This window comes from Cupriavidus sp. SK-4, from assembly GCF_000611125.1.
GTDB lineage: Bacteria > Pseudomonadota > Gammaproteobacteria > Burkholderiales > Burkholderiaceae > Cupriavidus > Cupriavidus necator.
In genome coordinates this window covers 2,352-17,777 of record NZ_JFJW01000127.1, presented here as the reverse complement: position 1 = coordinate 17,777, position 15,426 = coordinate 2,352, and the positions used below count along the sequence as shown (strand labels likewise).

The following is a 15,426-nucleotide window of genomic DNA, read 5'->3' as shown; positions in this document are numbered from 1 at the left end:
CCGGTCGCCGCCGTATTACGCTAGCCGCGCCGCTCAGGCGCGGCGATTGACCAGCACGATGCCGGCCAGCACCAGGAGTGCCGCCACGGCAAAGCGCGGGCCCACCGCGTCGTGCATCAGCACCACGCCGAAGGCGACCCCGAACAGCGGCGTCAGGAAGGAAAACACCGACAGCCGCGACGCCAGGTAGCGCCGCAGCAGCCAGAACCAGGTCAGGTAGCTGGCAAACGCGATCAGCACTGATTGGTAGAACAGGCTCGCCAGCACCACCCCGTCGATCTGCACGGTTGCGGTCTGGCCGGCGGCCACCGCCATCGCCAGCAGCATCACCGCGGATACCCCCAACTGGTACAGCAGGGTCTTGCTGGCCGGGGCGCTGGCCAGCGGGCTGGCGCGCACCACCACGGTGGTGGCGGCCCACAGTGCGCCGGCGAGGATGCCAAGCGCATCGCCCAGCAGCGTGCTGCCCTGCGCCGACGGCGCGGCAATGCCATCGGCAAAGGCCAGCGCCATGCCCGCGAACGCGAGTGCCACGCCCAGCCATTGCCCGGTTTGCAACCGCTCGCCCAGCACCACGAAATGCAGTCCCAGCGCGGTGAAGATCGGCGCGGTGTACAGGAACACCGCCATGCGCGAGGCGGTGGTGTGGCCCAGCCCGACGAAGATGCAGAAGAACTCCGCGCCGAACAGCAGCCCGGCCAGCAAGCCGGCGTTCAGCGTGCCGTCGCGCCGCCACAGCGGCGTGCCGCGCCAGGCGGCAAAGCCGAACACCAGCAACGCCGCCACTGCCGAGCGCACGCCGGCCTGCAGCACCGCGCCCATCAGCGGCGCGGTGACCTTGATCACCACCTGCTGCAGGCCCCAGGCGGCGCACAGCACCACCATCAGGCCCACGGCGAAGCCGTCGAGCGGCTGCCGGGCCAGGCTTTGCGTGCTCATGGCGAGCGTGCGTCAGGGACGGCTGGCGTCGCGGGTGGAATGGCGCTCGATCAGCTCGATCTTGTAGCCGTCCGGGTCTTCGACAAAGGCGATCACGGTGGTGCCGCCCTTGACCGGGCCGGCTTCGCGCACAACCTTGCCCCCGGCGGTGCGGATGCGCTCGCACGCGGCCGCGGCATCGTCGGTTTCCAGCGCGATATGGCCGTAGGCCGTGCCCAGGTCATATTGGTCGACGCCGTAGTTGTAGGTCAGTTCCAGCACCGCGGTCTCGCTCTCGGGGCCGTAGCCGACAAAGGCGAGGCGGTACTTGTATTCAGGGTTGTCGCTCTGGCGCAGCAGCTGCATGCCGAGCACGCGCGTGTAGAAATCGATGGAGCGCTGCATGTCGCCGACGCGCAGCATGGTGTGGAGGAGTCGCATTTGAGGGCCTTCAACTGTTTTAGGTATAGGAAGGCGCCATTTTAGTGCGTTTGGCCGAAACCTACCGGCCCGCTTCCGCCCGCTCAGAAGGTCGGCAACAGCTCGGGCGGGTGTGCCCGCAGTTGCGCGCGCGCATCGCGGAACTCGGGGAAGATCGATTCCACGGTCTGCCAGAAGCGCGGGCCGTGGTTCATTTCCTTCAGGTGCGCCAGCTCGTGCGCGGCGACATAGTCGATCATCGACAGCGGGAAATGCATCAGGCGCCAGTTCAGCCGGATCTTGCCGTCGGCGGTGCAGCTGCCCCAGCGCGTGGCGGCCGAGGTCAGCGCAAAGCCGGTGTGGCGCACGCCCAGCTTGTCGGCGTAAATGTCGAGCCGCTCGGCCAGCAGCCGGCGCGCCTGCTGCTGCAGCCAGCCCTGCACGCGGTCCTTGATCTGCTGCTCGTCGGCATGGCCCGGCAGCGCCAGGTGCAGCACGCGGCGGTCGGCATCGAACAGCAGCGCGCCGAGCGGCGACTCCAGCGACAGCGTCAGCGGCTGCCCCAGGAAGGGCAGGCTGGCGCCGTCGCGCCATTGCACCGTGGGCAGGATGCGGCGCGACTCGCGGTGGCGCCACTCGCCCAGCTTGTTGAAGATCCAGCGCTGTTTTTCCAGGATGGCCGACTCGATGTCCGCCAGCGTGACCCAGCGCGGCGCCGTGATCGACAGGCCGCGGTCGTCGATGGTGAAGCCGATGGTGCGGCGCGCCGAGCGCTTGAGCGTGTAGTGCAGCGGCCGTTCGCCGATACGCAGCAGGCGAGCATTGGGTTGCGGCACCGGCCATGCGGGCTGCTGCGGGGGCTCTGGTGCAAGCGGGTCCGCAGACTGCGGCGCCTGGGCGGACTCCGCCAGCGGCAGCTCCAGCTGCGCGCCGTCGGCGTCGGGTCGCAGCAGCTTCATGCGGCGGGCCCGCCCGGGCCCGCGCCCCGGTAGCTCTGCGGATCGATGCGGCGCATGTCGCGCTCGATCCATTCCGCCACCTCCTGGTTGAGCTGGTCGGCGGTCTTGTTGGCCGAGGCGATCGCCGGGCCGACCGAGATCGTCACCATGCCCGGGCGCTTCAGGAACGAATTGCGCGGCCACACCCGGCCCGAGTTGACCGCCATCGGCAGCACCCAGGCGCCGGTTTCCACTGCCAGGCGCGCGCCGCCGCTCTTGTAGCGCGCCTTCTCCAGGCCCGAAGGCGTGCGCGTGCCTTCCGGGAACATGATGATCCAGGCGCCTTCGGCCAGCCGCTCGCGGCCCTGGCGCGCGGCCGAGGCGAAAGCGCGGGTGCCTTCCTTGCGGTTGATATGGACCATCTTCAGCATGCCCAGCGCCCAGCCGAAGAACGGCACCAGCAGCAGCTCGCGCTTGAACACGAAGCACAGCGGCTTGGGCATCAGCGCCACGTAGGCCACGGTTTCCCAGGCCGACTGGTGCTTGGACAGCAGCACCACCGGCTTGTCGAGCATCACGTCCATATGCTCATGGCCTTCGATGCGGTACTGGATGCCGCAGATGCCGCGCGCGGCCCAGATCACCAGCAGGGGCCAGCCGCGCACGAAGCGGAAGCGCTGGTCGGCATTCATGAACGGGAACACCAGGAAGCAGGCGCAGGCGTAGGGTGGCGTCAGCACCAGCAGGTACAGCGCAAACAACAGGGAACGAAGAAACGTCATGCGGGGGGCGCGAATAGGGAATGGATGCGGGCGGTCAGCCGGCGCTATGAGCGGGCGGGCGCTGTGCGCCGCCGTTGCCGGTCAGCCAGCGTGCAAACGCGCGCAGGTCGTCGTGTACCTGCGTGCCCGGCGGCAGGCCACCCTGGTCGAAGGTCTTCTGGCCTTTGCCGCTGCGCACCAGGTGCGGCGCGCAGCCAACCGCCACGCCGGCTTCCAGGTCGCGCAACGAATCGCCAACGATGGGCACGCCGCGGAGCTCGATGCCGAAGCGCTCGCTGATCTGCTCCAGCATGCCCGGCTTGGGCTTGCGGCAGTCGCAACCGTCTGCGGCGGTATGCGGGCAGAAGAACACCGCGTCGACGCGCCCGCCCAGGCGCGCGAGCAACGTGTGCATCTTCTCGTGCATGGCGTTGAGCGCGCTCATCTCGAACAGCCCGCGGCCGATGCCGGACTGGTTGCTGGCGAGGATCACGCGGTAGCCGGCCTGGTTCAGCGCGGCGATGGCCTCCAGGCTGCCGTCGATCGGCACCCATTCATCGGGCGTCTTGATGAACTGGTCGCTGTCGAGGTTGACCACCCCGTCGCGGTCCAGGATGACAAACTTGGGCGGCGTCTGTGGCATGTGCGGCTCCGGTGGCTGAGATCAGGCGGCCAGCTTGGAGATGTCGGCCACGCGGTTGGCCATCGCATGCAGCGAAGCCAGCAGCGCCAGGCGGTTGGCGCGCAGCTGCGCGTCCTCGGCCATCACCATCACATCATTGAAGAAGCGGTCGACGGCATCGCGTAGCTGGGCCAGGTCGCGCAGCGCGGCGGTGAAATCGCCGCTGGCGAAGGCTGCTTCCACGGCCGGGCGCACGCGCTCGATGGCGGCGTGCAGCGCGCCTTCTGCCTCTTCCTGGAACAGCGCCGGATCGACCGCGCCGACCGGCTCGGTGTTCTTGCGCAGGATGTTGGTGATGCGCTTGTTGGCGGCGGCCAGGGCCTCGGCCTCGGGCAGCGCGGCAAAGGTGCGCACTGCCTCCATGCGGCCCAGGATGTCATGCAGCTGGTCCGGGCGCAGGCTGACCACGGCCTCGACTTCGTTGGTGGTGTAGCCCTTGTCCTTCAGGTAGCCGCGCACGCGGTCGTACAGGAAGTCGGCGATTGCCTCGGGTGCCGGCTTGACTGCAGCGATGCCGGCAAAGGCGTGCTGCGTCAGCGCCAGCAGCGACGACAGCGACAGCGCCAGCGGCTTTTCGATCAGCATGCGCAGGATGCCAAGCGCATGGCGGCGCAGCGCGAACGGGTCCTTCTCGCCGGTGGGCTGCAGGCCGATGCCCCAGATCCCGACCAGGGTCTCGAGCTTGTCGGCCAGCGCCACGGCGGTGCTGACCGCGCCTGCGGGCAGCGCATCGCCGGCAAAGCGCGGACGGTAGTGTTCGGAGCAGGCCAGTGCCACGTCTTCGGCCTCGTCATCGTGACGGGCGTAGTACGTGCCCATGGTGCCCTGCAGCTCGGGGAACTCGCCGACCATGTCGGTCAGCAGGTCGGCCTTGGCCAGTTCAGCGCCGCGCATCGCGGCGGCCTTGTCGGTGGGCACGCCGCTGTCGTTGAGCGCATCGGCGATATGGCCGGCGATCTGCTGCAGGCGCTGCACGCGGTCCAGCTGGGTGCCGATCTTGTTGTGGTAGACCACGCTGGCCAGTTGCGGCACGCGCGATGCCAGCGTCTTCTTGCGGTCCTGGTCGAAGAAGAACTTGGCATCGGCCAGGCGCGGGCGCACCACGCGCTCGTTGCCGGTGATGATCGACTGCGGCGTCTCGGTGGCCAGGTTCGACACGATCAGGAAGCGGTTGCGCAGGTGGCCGTCGGCATCGGTCAGCGCAAAGTACTTCTGGTTGGTCTGCATGGTCAGGATCAGGCATTCCTGCGGCACCGCCAGGAAGGCTTCCTCGAAATGGCAGGCATAAACCACGGGCCATTCCACCAGCGAGTTGACTTCATCGAGCAGCGACTCGGGCATGATCACCTGGTCGGCGCCGGCTTCCTTGAGCAGCGCGGCGCGCATGCGCTCGCGGCGCTCGGCATAGCTGGCCACCACGTGGCCGGCGGACTCCAACTGCTGCGCATAGTCGTTGGCATGCGCGATCTCGATCCTGCCGTGGGACAGGAAGCGGTGGCCCTGGGTCAGGTTGCTGGCCTGCAGCCCCAGCAGCGTCACCGGCAGGATCTCGGCGCCGAACAGCGCGATCAGGCTGTGCGCCGGGCGCACGAAATGCACCGTGCTGCCGTCCGGGCGCTGGTAGCTCATGACCTTGGGGATCGGCAGCTTCGCAATGGTGTCTTCCAGCGCTGCCTGCACCGCGGCAGCCAGTTCGGCGCCGCGTGCGGTATAGCGGTAGAAGAAGGCCTCGGCCTTGCCGTCGGAGGCGCGCTCCAGCGACTGCCAGTCGATCTCGGCGACGCCGACCGACTTGGCCAGCGCGGCCAGCTTCTTGGCCAGCGGCGCGGTGGGCTCGCCGTTGGCGTCCAGCGCCACCGACAGCGGCAGGACCTTCTCGCGCTGCTCGCGGTCCGGCGCGCTGCGGCGCACGCCCGACACCAGCGCGGCCAGGCGGCGCGGGGTGGCGAACGGCGTCACGGTGGCGCCCGGTTCAAGCAGGTCGCGCTCGCCCAGGCCGGCGAACAGGCCCTGCGCGAAGGCGTCGCCCAGGCGCCCCAGCGCCTTGGGTGGCAGTTCTTCGGTGAACAGTTCGATCAGCAGCGAGTCGGTCATGGGTTGCGACATGAATCGTATCCAGCAAGTTGTAGCGCGCGCCGCTTATCAGCAGCGCGGCGAAAGATTAGGTTCTACTCCGGACAGCAGCCACAGGCCGTTCTGTTGTCGGAATTGCAGCGTGGTGTAGGCGCATTGCGCGGCCGCTGCGGCGCTGGCCGCGCCGTTGCTGCCACCGCGGCTGCCTGCAGCCGGGAAGCGCGCGTCGATGCGGCGCAGGCGCTTGTCGTAGCGGATCTCGTCGATGCGCCCGCCCACCCAGAAATCGATCTTCGGCGGCAGCTGCGCCGCCGAGTGGTAGGTCTTGACCGTGCGGCGGGTGCGGCCGTTGTGGGTCTCCATCTCCACCCACGTCAGCGGATAGCGGATCGCGCTTTCATAGGCGCGCAGCGGCACGCGGTGCCATCCCAGGTCGCGCTGGCCGGACAGGTCGCACGAGAACGAGCGCACCAGCTGCGTCCACTGGTCGAGCGCGTTCAGCGACGGGCGCCATTGGCGCGCCATGGCCAGCTGCAGCGCCTGCGGGTCGGCCTCGCACACATTGCTCAGCTCCGCCGGCAGCATCAGCGCCTGCGCGCTGGGTGCCGCCTGCGCGCGCGCGCCGATGGCATTGCCGGCGGCGGCGAGCGCGGCGGTCGCCATGGCGCAGCACAACGCGCTGCGCGCCAGTTGCGTCATGCCCGGGCTCCGCCGTTGCTGCACATTGGGAAGCCGAGGGCCTCGCGCGAGTCGTAGTAAGCCTGTGCCACCTGGCGCGACAGGTTGCGGATGCGGCCGATATACGCCGCGCGCTCGGTCACCGAGATCGCGCCGCGCGCGTCCAGCAGGTTGAAAGTGTGGGCGGCCTTGAGCACCTGCTCGTAGGCGGGCAGCGCCAGGCGCGTGCCGGCGGCCTGGCCTTCCTCGGCGCCGTCGCCATTGCCCATCAGCCGCTTGGCCTCGCCTTCGTGCTCGGCGAAATGGCGGAACAGGATCTCGGTGTTGCTGTGCTCGAAGTTGTAGGTCGACTGCTCGACTTCATTCTGGTGGTACACGTCGCCATAGGTCAGGCGGCGCGTCTCGCCGTTCTCGACCCACTCGGTCCAGATCAGGTCAAAGACGTTCTCGACCTTCTGCAGGTACATCGCCAGGCGTTCGATGCCGTAGGTGATCTCGCCGGTGATGGGCTTGCAGTCGATCCCGCCCACCTGCTGGAAGTAGGTGAACTGCGTCACTTCCATGCCGTTGAGCCAGACTTCCCAGCCCAGGCCCCAGGCGCCCAGCGTGGGGTTCTCCCAGTCGTCCTCGACGAAGCGGATGTCGTTCTGCTTGAGGTCCAGGCCGAGCGCCTCGAGCGAGCCCAGGTACAGCTCCAGAATGTTCTCGGGCGCGGGCTTGAGCACCACCTGGTACTGGTAGTAGTGCTGCAGGCGGTTGGGGTTCTCGCCATAGCGGCCGTCCTTGGGGCGGCGCGACGGCTGCACGTAGGCGGCGCGCCACGGCTCGGGGCCGAGCGCGCGCAGGAAGGTGTGTACGTGGGATGTGCCGGCGCCGACCTCCAGATCGATGGGTTGCAACAGCGCGCAGCCCTGCCGGTCCCAATAGGCCTGCAGGGTCAGAATCATTTGTTGGAAGGTCAGCATATGAAGACTAGGTAGAGGCACCCGGGCGCGGTAGCGCCGCCCGGCATGCAGGCCCCGCAGCGCGTGCCGGAGCCGGCGCATGCGGATTTTGCCAAACCCTGAATTCTATCGGCTTTTTGGCAAGGCGCCCCTTTTGGCGGGGCCGGCTAGGGCACGCACCGGTGGCTGAACATGCTTGCCAATGTCGGCCCTACGCAACGCATCGGGAAAATACTGAGGCGGATTTCAGGTTTGGCCGCTGCTAGCCGATAGTGTTTTTGTATACAGTATGAGTAAGCAACCCGTTTCAGAGCGTTGCGGTTGACAGTCCGTGCCGGCATGGCGGGCACGGCGGCTGCTGGCTGGCACCGCAGTAGCCGTTTGTCGGTAACTGATATTGATGGGGACTTGGCATCATGGCACTTCTTTCTCGCAAACCTTACCTGGTCGCAATCGCGGTCATGATCGCCGCGGCCACCGTGTCCGTGGCGACCGGGCTGCTGGGCTGAACCGGCTGGCGCTCACCTGAGGCGCCACAACCGGCACCGCAATCAAGCGCCGGACGGCGGCAGCGATCCCGCCGCGTCCGGTGCCTGCTTCTGCCTGTGCCTTCAGCTTGTGCCGCGCAGCTTGCGCGCACGCCAGGCAGCCATCCCCAGCACCAGCGCAAACAGCGCCAGCACCGGCGCGTTCCCCCAGCGGATATAGGGCGTCAGCCCCTGCATGCCCTGCACCTCGGCCGCCAGCGTGCCGACCGTGAAGGTCGGCAGGCGTTGCTGCACCGAGCCATCCGGGCGTACCACCGCGGTCATGCCGGTATTGGTCGAGCGCAGCATCGGCCGGCGCGTTTCCAGCGCGCGCATGCGCGAGATCTGCAAATGCTGGTCCAGCGCGATGGTGTCGCCGAACCACGCCAGGTTGGTCAGGTTGGCCAGGACATTGGCCGGCGCCGGCTGCTGGCGCAGCGTCTGCGCGATTTCCTCGCCGAACAGATCCTCGTAGCAGATATTGGGCGCCACGCGCACGCCGCGCACCGGCAGCGAGGCCTGGTCGAGCCCGCCGCGGCGGAAGTCGCCCAGCGGCATCTTCATCATGTCGACGAACCAGCGGAACCCCAGCGGGATGAATTCGCCGAACGGCACCAGGTGGTGCTTGTTGTAGCGGTACAGGCGTTCGGTCTCGGGGCCCAGGCCGAAGACGCTATTGGTGAAGTCCACCGGGGAGTCGGCGCCGGCGGCGCCGAACAGCACCGTGGTGCCGCTGCCCAGCGCGTAGTCTCGCACCGCCACGGCCACGTCGACCGGCAGCTCCTGCAGGATGACCGGGAATGCGGTTTCTGGCGTGACCACGAGGTCGGCCGGCGCGGCGGTGATCATGTCGCGGTACAGCTCGATCGAGCGCTGGATGCCGGCGGGCTCGAACTTGATGTCCTGGGCCACGTTGCCTTGCAGCAGCCGCACCGACAGCGGCTTGCCGGCGGGAGTGGTCCAGGCCAGCGGCGCCAGCGCGGCGCCCGCAGCGGGCAGGGCCAGTGCCAGTGCCAATGCGCCCAGCGCCCGGCCGCGTTCGCCGCGGCCCAGCCCGCGTACGGCAGCCGCCAGCAGTGCCGCCACCGCGGCGGCCAGGGCGCCGATGCCGTACACGCCAACGAGCGGCGCGAAGCCGGCCAGCGGGCCATCGGCATGGGCATATCCGCCCGACAGCCACGGGAAGCCGGTAAACACCACGCCGCGCAGCCATTCGGCGAGACCCCAGGCAGCGCCGAAGGCCAGCGGCGCCAGCAGCGTGGCCCTGGGCAGGCGCGCCGTCAGCCGATGCCACAGCGCGCCGGCCAGCGCCGGGTAGAGCGACAGGAAGCCCGAGAACAGCACCACCGCGAGCGCGGCCATCCACGCCGGCATCTCGCCGTAGACGTGCATGCTGATATAGAGCCACCAGATGCCGGACAGGAACCAGCCCAGCCCGAAGGCATAGCCAGTGGCGGCAGCCAGGCGCGCGCGCGGCGCGTCGGCCATCAGCGCGGCCAGGCCGGCCAGCGACAGGATCTGCAGCCACCACCAGTCATGGGGGGCGAAGGCTTGCGTATGGGCGATGCCGAGCACGCCGGCCAGCAGCAGCCGCGCCATGGTCGCCGTGCGCGAATGCGCGCGCGTGCCAGGCACGCCGGTCGGGGCGGCGTCGGCAGCTGCGGCGCCGTTGAGGATCGGGGCGGAACGCTTCATGCGCCGGCCGCGCCCGCGTTGTCGCCGTTGGATTCGCGGTGCACCTGCAGCAGGTGCACCTGCCGCGCGTCGGCGCGCAGCACCTCGAAGCGGATCGGCGGCAGGGTGATGACTTCGCCGCGGTGGGGCACGTGGCCCACATGGTTGGACAGCAGCCCGCCCACGGTATCGACGTCGTGGTCGGAGAAGGCGGTGCCGAAGGCCTCGTTGAACTGGGCGATCTCGGTCAGGCCGTGCACGCGCCAGCTGCCGTCGGGCATCGGCAGGATATTGTCCTGGTCTTCGTCCAGGTCGAACTCATCCTCGATGTCGCCCACGATCTGCTCCAGCACGTCCTCGATCGTCACCAGGCCGGCCACGCCGCCGTACTCGTCGACGACCATGGCGATATGGTTGCGGTTGATGCGGAAGTCGCGCAGCAGGATGTTCAGGCGCTTGGACTCGGGGATGAACACCGCCGGGCGCAGGGTCTCGCGCAGGTCGAAGGCGGGGTCGGTGTAGTAGCGCAGCAGGTCCTTGGCCAGCAGGATGCCGATGATGTTGTCACGGCTGCCTTCGTAGACCGGGAAGCGCGAGTGCGCGGTCTGCTGCATGAAGGGGATGAACGCCTCCGGGGCATCAGCGATATTGACCATATCCATCTGCGCGCGCGGCACCATGATGTCGCTCGCGGTCAGTTCGGAGACCTGGAACACGCCCTCGATCATCGACAGCGAGTCGGCGTCGATCAGGTTGCGCTCATGCGCTTCCTGGAGCACTTCGAGCAATTCCGCGCGGGTGTCCGGCTCGGGGGAAATCAGGTCTGACAGGCGTTCGAGAAGCGATCTGGGTCGATCGGCCTGCTTCAGGTAAGCGGGCTTCGAACTGGGATAAGGGTCGTTCATTTCGCGGCGAGCGCGTGGTGGAGATCGTCTGAAGGATACACTAAAAGCCCGGCCGTCCCGTGACAGCGGGCGGTGGCCCGCGACTATATGTGCAGCAAGCGGCGCCCGGCCGGCGCCGCCTGTGAGACAGGGATCACGCGGGAATCACGCGGTGCGATCGCCCTGGTAGGGGTCGGCGTAGCCGAGCGCCTGCAGCGTTTCGGTCTCGATCGCTTCCATTTCCTCGGCCTCGGCGTCTTCCTCGTGCTCGTAGCCTTGGGCGTGCAGCACGCCGTGCACGATCAGATGCGCATAGTGCGCTTCCAGCGGCTTGCGCTGCTCGCGCGCCTCGGTTTCGACTACCGGGCAGCACAGCACGATATCGCCCGTGACCGGGTCTTCCGCGTTCTCCGCATAGGCAAAGGTCAGCACATTGGTGGCGTAATCCTTGCCGCGATAGGTGCGGTTCAGCGTGCGGCCTTCTTCCTCATCGACGAAGCGGATGGTCAGCGCGGCGTCGGCATACAGCGCCGACTTGACCCAGGTCTCGATCTTGCGGCGCGGCGGCAGGCCGGCGCGCTTGCCGACGCCGTCGCCGTTCTGGATCTCGAGCTCGAGTCCGGGCGGGGTGGCCGGCGTGCCGGTGGTGGTGACCACCGGCGTGGCGGTCACGGCCACCGACAGCGAGTCATGGTTGTCCGGGCGCACCAGCAGGCCAGCCTGCTGGTTGGTGTCGGTGTGCTCGGCCAGCAGCGCCACCACGCCGTCGGCGGCCTGCGACAGGTCCAGCGTCAGGCTGCGGCCGTCGGGCAGTTGCACGCGCAGCGCGTGCGCGGCGCTCTTGCGCGCGCGGCCGTCGCCGTCGAACAGGGTCAGGCTCACGGCGGAAGACTTGGATTTCTGGGATTTCAATTAAGCGTCCTTGTGCTGGGCGTGGTATTCGTCATAGGCATCGACGATGCGGGCCACCAGCGGATGGCGCACCACGTCGATGCTGGTAAAGCGGGTGCAGGCAATGCCGCGCACGTCGCGCAGCACGAGCTGCGCTTCCACCAGGCCGCTCTTCTGCCCGCGGGGCAGGTCGATCTGGGTGATGTCGCCGGTGATCACCGCCTTGGAGCCGAAGCCGATACGCGTGAGGAACATCTTCATCTGCTCGGGCGTGGTGTTTTGCGCCTCGTCCAGGATGATGAAGGCATGGTTCAGCGTGCGCCCGCGCATATAGGCCAGCGGCGCGATCTCGATCATCTGCCGATCGAACATCTTCTGCGTGCGGTCGAAGCCGAGCAGGTCATACAGGGCGTCGTATAGCGGGCGCAGGTAAGGGTCGACCTTCTGCGCCAGGTCGCCGGGCAGGAAGCCCAGGCGCTCGCCGGCCTCCACCGCCGGGCGCGTCAGCACGATGCGCTTGACCGCATCGCGCTCCAGCGCATCGACCGCGCACGCCACCGCCAGGTAGGTCTTGCCGGTGCCGGCCGGGCCGATGCCCATGGTCAGGTCGTGCGACAGGATATTGCGCAGGTAGTCGCGCTGCGCCACGGTGCGGCCCTGCAGGCCGGTGCGGCGCGTGTGCAGCACCGGCGATTCGTCGCCGATCTCGCGCTCCTCGACATCGCCGCCGTTGCCAGGCAGGTAGCTGCCATGCGCAGAGAGCTGGCGCGTTTCCACCAGGCCCAGCTGCACGTCGTCGATCGACAGCGGCGTGCGCGCCTGATTGTAGAAGCGCTCCAGTGCCGCCGCGGTGTCCTGCGCATTGTTGCCGCGAACCGTCATGCGGTGGCCGCGCCGCTGGATGGTCACGTCGAGCGCCTGCTCGATCTGGCGCAGGTTCTCGTCGAGTGGGCCGCACAGGTTCTGCAGCCGGGTGTTGTCGTCCTTGGGAGCGACAAATTCTGCGGATGGGACTTTCATCAGTTGGCGATGGCCTCGCTGGATAGTGCCTGGTTACTGCCGAACCACGATCTCGCCGCGCAGCGAGTGCGGGAACGCCTGCGTGATGCTGACATCGACCAGCTGGCCGATGAGCCGGTCGCGGCCGGCCTGCGGCACGCCCGGCAGCGCGAAGTTGACCACGCGGTTGTTCTCGGTGCGGCCGTGCAGCTCGGTCGGATCCTTGCGCGCGGGGCCTTCCACCAGGATGCGCTGCACCGTGCCGACCATGTTCTGGCTGATGCGCTGCACGTTGTCCTCGATGGTGGCCTGCAGCCGCTGCAGCCGGCGCAGCTTGACCTCGTGCGGGGTGTCGTCGTGCAGGTTGGCAGCGGGCGTGCCCGGGCGCGGGCTGAAGATGAACGAGAACGAGGTGTCGTAGCCGATCTCCTCGATCATCGCCATCAGCTTCTCGAAATCGGCATCGGTCTCGCCGGGGAAGCCGACGATAAAGTCCGACGACATCGACATATCCGGGCGCAGCACACGCAGCTTGCGGATGATGCTCTTGTACTCCAGCACGCTGTAGCCGCGCTTCATCGCCATCAGGATGCGGTCGGACGCATGCTGCACGGGCAGGTGCAGGTGGTTGACCAGTTTGTCGCAGCGGCCGTACAGCTCGACCAGGCGCGAGGTGAATTCCTTCGGGTGGCTGGTGGTGTAGCGGATGCGCTCGATGCCGGGGATCTCGGCCACGTACTCGATCAGCAGCGCAAAGTCGGCGATCTCGGTGGTGTCGCCCATCTTGCCGCGGTAGGCGTTGACGTTCTGGCCCAGCAGCGTGACTTCACGCACACCCTGTTCGGCCAGGCCGGCCACTTCGGCCAGCACGTCCTCGAACGGGCGCGACACCTCCTCGCCGCGGGTATAGGGCACCACGCAGTAGCTGCAGTACTTGGAGCAGCCTTCCATGATCGAGACAAAGGCGCTCGGGCCCTCGACGCGAGCCGGCGGCAGATGGTCGAACTTCTCGATCTCGGGGAAGGAGATGTCCACCTGCGACTGGCCGGTGCGCTGGCGGCGCGCGATCAGGTCGGGCAGGCGGTGCAGCGTCTGCGGACCGAACACCACGTCGACATAGGGCGCGCGCGAGACGATGCTGGCGCCTTCCTGGCTGGCCACGCAACCGCCCACGCCGATCACCAGGTCGGGTTTGACGGCCTTGAGCGCCTTCATCCGGCCCAGTTCCGAGAACACCTTCTCCTGCGCCTTCTCGCGCACCGAGCAGGTGTTGAACAGGATCACGTCGGCGTCTTCGACGTTGTCGGTGGGTTCCAGCCCCTGGCTGGCGTTGAGGACGTCGACCATCTTGCCCGAGTCGTACTCGTTCATCTGGCAGCCGTACGTCTTGACGAAAACTTTCTTCATATGCCGATCTCAGTGGTTGACCTGGGGGCATCAGGGTGTTGCAACAACACGGCCGGCGCGTGGGGCACGCCGGTCGCACTTCCGGGGGACTACGATTTCTTCTTCAGCGCCTTCTGTTCCGGCTCGCTCAGCACCCAGGCGGTCAGCAGCTGGCCGTACAGGTCCAGCTTGTACCGCACCGGCAGCTTCTGGCCCGCCACCGCGGCACTGGCCAGCAACTGGTTGTCGGTGCCGAACAGGCGCAGGCCCGGCGCCACGCCGACGGTCTTGCCGTCGAGCGTGGCCGTCTGCGGCGCACCGGCAGACGGCGTGGCGATAACCAGCCTGGCCGCCTGCGCATCGTCGGGGATCACCCGCACCGGCTGGGCCATCGCGCCTGCCGCACCGAGCAGCAGGGCGGCGGCGCAGGCCAGCGTTGGCAACAGCCTGCGGGCACGCCCGGGTTGGACAGACTCCGGCGCCTCGCGGCGCGCATCACGACCTGCTGGCATGGGGGAGAACTCCGACAAATGGGACGACGCGTTGGCGGGAATGGCCCAAAGGCGGGCGCAACCCGGTATTTTACCCCGCTGGCGGCCTGGCAGGGTCGGCGATGCGGCCGGGCTCAGAACAGGCAGGATGCCTCTTGCAGCACACGCTGCTTGGACACCGTGCCCATCAGTTCGCGGCCGGCGCTGTCGCGCACCAGCGGGATGCGGTTGATGCCATGCTCGGCAAACACCGCCAGGGCGTCGCGCAGGCGCGAATCCGGGGTCAGTGCGGGGAAGTCGCGCTCGGCCAGGGCCAGCACGTCGTCCGCGGCGCCCTCGCGCTGGGCGCGCTGCAGCGCGTGGATCGACAGCGCGCCCAGCAGGCGGCCATCCGCTTCGACCAGATAGAGGTAGCGCGTGCCGGTCTCGGCAAACTTGTCGGCCGCGGCCGCCAGGGTGGCGTTCGGGTCGAGCACGGTATCGGTCGGGTCGCACAGGCCCGCCAGCGTCAGCGTGCGGGCGTGTTCGGCCGCGGCCGAGGCCTGCGCGCGCTCGGCGATCACGCTGTACAGCGACAGCGTCTGGCAGCGTGACGCGGTGTAGTACGCGGCCACCGCGCCGATCATCGACGGCAGCAGCAGCGCGGGCGCCAGCGTCATCTCGAACACCATCAGCACCGACATCAGCGGCGCCTGGCTGGTGGCCGCCAGGAACGCGCTCATGCCCACCAGCGGCAGCAGCGGCGCCGCACCGGCCGCCGTGCCCTGCATGCCGATGGCCAGCAACTGCCCGAGCGCCGCCCCCACGAACAGCGACGGCGTGAACACGCCGCCGACCGCCCCCGAGCCCATGCTGATCACCGTAGCCACCAGCTTGGCCAGCAGCACGCCGGCCACCGGCACGCTCAGCGGCTGCTCCTGCAGGATGGTCTGGATGGTGGAATAGCCGTTGCCGACTACCTCGGGCACCGCCATCGCCAGCACGCCGACCAGCGCGCCGCCCAGCGTCAGCCGTGCCACTGGCCCGCCCGGCACGGCGGCAAAGCGGCTGCGCGCAAAGCCGGCCGCGCGCATGAACAGCGCGCCCGCAATGCCGGCGGCCACGCCCAGCGCCGCCGCGGCCAGCAGGATGTGGGGGCGCAGGTCGGGGGCGATATCCAG

15 protein-coding genes are annotated in these 15,426 nt (G+C 68.4%); all 15 read right to left on the bottom strand.

All coding sequences use genetic code 11. The features are described 5' to 3' along the window. Positions 1 to 33: 33 nt before the first annotated feature. A complete protein-coding gene (locus CF68_RS26260; RefSeq protein WP_035824599.1) occupies positions 34 to 939 on the bottom strand; it encodes a DMT family transporter in 906 nt (301 codons plus the stop codon). 12 nt (positions 940 to 951) lie between these two features. Continuing rightward, positions 952 to 1,359 carry a lactoylglutathione lyase gene (gene gloA / locus CF68_RS26255; RefSeq protein WP_013955597.1) on the bottom strand — a complete coding sequence of 136 codons (408 nt, stop codon included), beginning with the start codon at positions 1,357 to 1,359 and terminating at the stop codon, positions 952 to 954. Between the two features lie 83 nt (positions 1,360 to 1,442). Further along, complete coding sequence (locus CF68_RS26250) at positions 1,443 to 2,297, bottom strand: M48 family metallopeptidase (protein WP_035824596.1); 855 nt, start codon at positions 2,295 to 2,297, stop codon at positions 1,443 to 1,445. Beyond that, entirely contained in the window at positions 2,294 to 3,058 is a 765-nt protein-coding gene (locus tag CF68_RS26245; protein ID WP_035824593.1) for a 1-acyl-sn-glycerol-3-phosphate acyltransferase, read from the bottom strand. The genes CF68_RS26250 and CF68_RS26245 overlap by 4 nt, the downstream gene beginning before the upstream one ends. 34 nt (positions 3,059 to 3,092) lie before the next feature. Then, positions 3,093 to 3,680, bottom strand: coding sequence for a D-glycero-beta-D-manno-heptose 1,7-bisphosphate 7-phosphatase (gene gmhB, locus CF68_RS26240; RefSeq protein WP_013955599.1), 588 nt, complete (start codon positions 3,678 to 3,680; stop codon positions 3,093 to 3,095). A 21-nt stretch (positions 3,681 to 3,701) separates the two neighbouring features. Continuing rightward, entirely contained in the window at positions 3,702 to 5,825 is a 2,124-nt protein-coding gene (gene glyS / locus CF68_RS26235; protein WP_035824590.1) for a glycine--tRNA ligase subunit beta, read from the bottom strand. A gap of 36 nt (positions 5,826 to 5,861) precedes the next feature. After that, complete coding sequence (locus tag CF68_RS26230; RefSeq protein ID WP_013955601.1) at positions 5,862 to 6,491, bottom strand: hypothetical protein; 630 nt, start codon at positions 6,489 to 6,491, stop codon at positions 5,862 to 5,864. After that, positions 6,488 to 7,435 carry a glycine--tRNA ligase subunit alpha gene (gene glyQ, locus CF68_RS26225; RefSeq protein ID WP_035824587.1) on the bottom strand — a complete coding sequence of 316 codons (948 nt, stop codon included), beginning with the start codon at positions 7,433 to 7,435 and terminating at the stop codon, positions 6,488 to 6,490. Before glyQ ends, CF68_RS26230 begins: the two co-directional genes overlap by 4 nt. A 590-nt stretch (positions 7,436 to 8,025) precedes the next feature. Beyond that, positions 8,026 to 9,636, bottom strand: coding sequence for an apolipoprotein N-acyltransferase (gene lnt / locus CF68_RS26220; protein WP_035824584.1), 1,611 nt, complete (start codon positions 9,634 to 9,636; stop codon positions 8,026 to 8,028). Next, positions 9,633 to 10,520 carry an HlyC/CorC family transporter gene (locus CF68_RS26215; protein WP_035824582.1) on the bottom strand — a complete coding sequence of 296 codons (888 nt, stop codon included), beginning with the start codon at positions 10,518 to 10,520 and terminating at the stop codon, positions 9,633 to 9,635. Before CF68_RS26215 ends, lnt begins: the two co-directional genes overlap by 4 nt. Positions 10,521 to 10,664: 144 nt before the next feature. Then, on the bottom strand, positions 10,665 to 11,411 hold the full coding sequence (gene ybeY, locus CF68_RS26210; protein ID WP_035824581.1) for an rRNA maturation RNase YbeY: 747 nt from the start codon (positions 11,409 to 11,411) through the stop codon (positions 10,665 to 10,667). Next, entirely contained in the window at positions 11,412 to 12,410 is a 999-nt protein-coding gene (locus tag CF68_RS26205) for a PhoH family protein (protein WP_035824579.1), read from the bottom strand. It abuts the gene before it with no gap. A gap of 33 nt (positions 12,411 to 12,443) precedes the next feature. After that, a complete protein-coding gene (gene miaB, locus CF68_RS26200) occupies positions 12,444 to 13,796 on the bottom strand; it encodes a tRNA (N6-isopentenyl adenosine(37)-C2)-methylthiotransferase MiaB (RefSeq protein WP_035824577.1) in 1,353 nt (450 codons plus the stop codon). 89 nt (positions 13,797 to 13,885) lie between these two features. Further along, on the bottom strand, positions 13,886 to 14,287 hold the full coding sequence (locus tag CF68_RS26195) for a hypothetical protein (protein WP_035824575.1): 402 nt from the start codon (positions 14,285 to 14,287) through the stop codon (positions 13,886 to 13,888). A 113-nt stretch (positions 14,288 to 14,400) separates the two neighbouring features. Continuing rightward, a partial coding sequence (locus tag CF68_RS38675) for a chloride channel protein (RefSeq protein ID WP_035824573.1) occupies positions 14,401 to 15,426 on the bottom strand: 1,026 nt, incomplete at its 5' end.

Coding starts and splice junctions, on each gene's coding strand:
- CF68_RS26260 (WP_035824599.1), bottom strand. CDS start 939: ATGAGCACGCAAAGCCTGGCCCGGCAGCCGCTCGACGGCTTCGCCGTG.
- gmhB (WP_013955599.1), bottom strand. CDS start 3,680: ATGCCACAGACGCCGCCCAAGTTTGTCATCCTGGACCGCGACGGGGTG.
- glyQ (WP_035824587.1), bottom strand. CDS start 7,435: ATGCTGACCTTCCAACAAATGATTCTGACCCTGCAGGCCTATTGGGAC.
- CF68_RS26230 (WP_013955601.1), bottom strand. CDS start 6,491: ATGACGCAACTGGCGCGCAGCGCGTTGTGCTGCGCCATGGCGACCGCC.
- gloA (WP_013955597.1), bottom strand. CDS start 1,359: ATGCGACTCCTCCACACCATGCTGCGCGTCGGCGACATGCAGCGCTCC.
- glyS (WP_035824590.1), bottom strand. CDS start 5,825: ATGTCGCAACCCATGACCGACTCGCTGCTGATCGAACTGTTCACCGAA.
- CF68_RS26215 (WP_035824582.1), bottom strand. CDS start 10,520: ATGAACGACCCTTATCCCAGTTCGAAGCCCGCTTACCTGAAGCAGGCC.
- CF68_RS26195 (WP_035824575.1), bottom strand. CDS start 14,287: ATGCCAGCAGGTCGTGATGCGCGCCGCGAGGCGCCGGAGTCTGTCCAA.
- CF68_RS26205 (WP_035824579.1), bottom strand. CDS start 12,410: ATGAAAGTCCCATCCGCAGAATTTGTCGCTCCCAAGGACGACAACACC.
- lnt (WP_035824584.1), bottom strand. CDS start 9,636: ATGAAGCGTTCCGCCCCGATCCTCAACGGCGCCGCAGCTGCCGACGCC.
- CF68_RS26245 (WP_035824593.1), bottom strand. CDS start 3,058: ATGACGTTTCTTCGTTCCCTGTTGTTTGCGCTGTACCTGCTGGTGCTG.
- CF68_RS26250 (WP_035824596.1), bottom strand. CDS start 2,297: ATGAAGCTGCTGCGACCCGACGCCGACGGCGCGCAGCTGGAGCTGCCG.
- miaB (WP_035824577.1), bottom strand. CDS start 13,796: ATGAAGAAAGTTTTCGTCAAGACGTACGGCTGCCAGATGAACGAGTAC.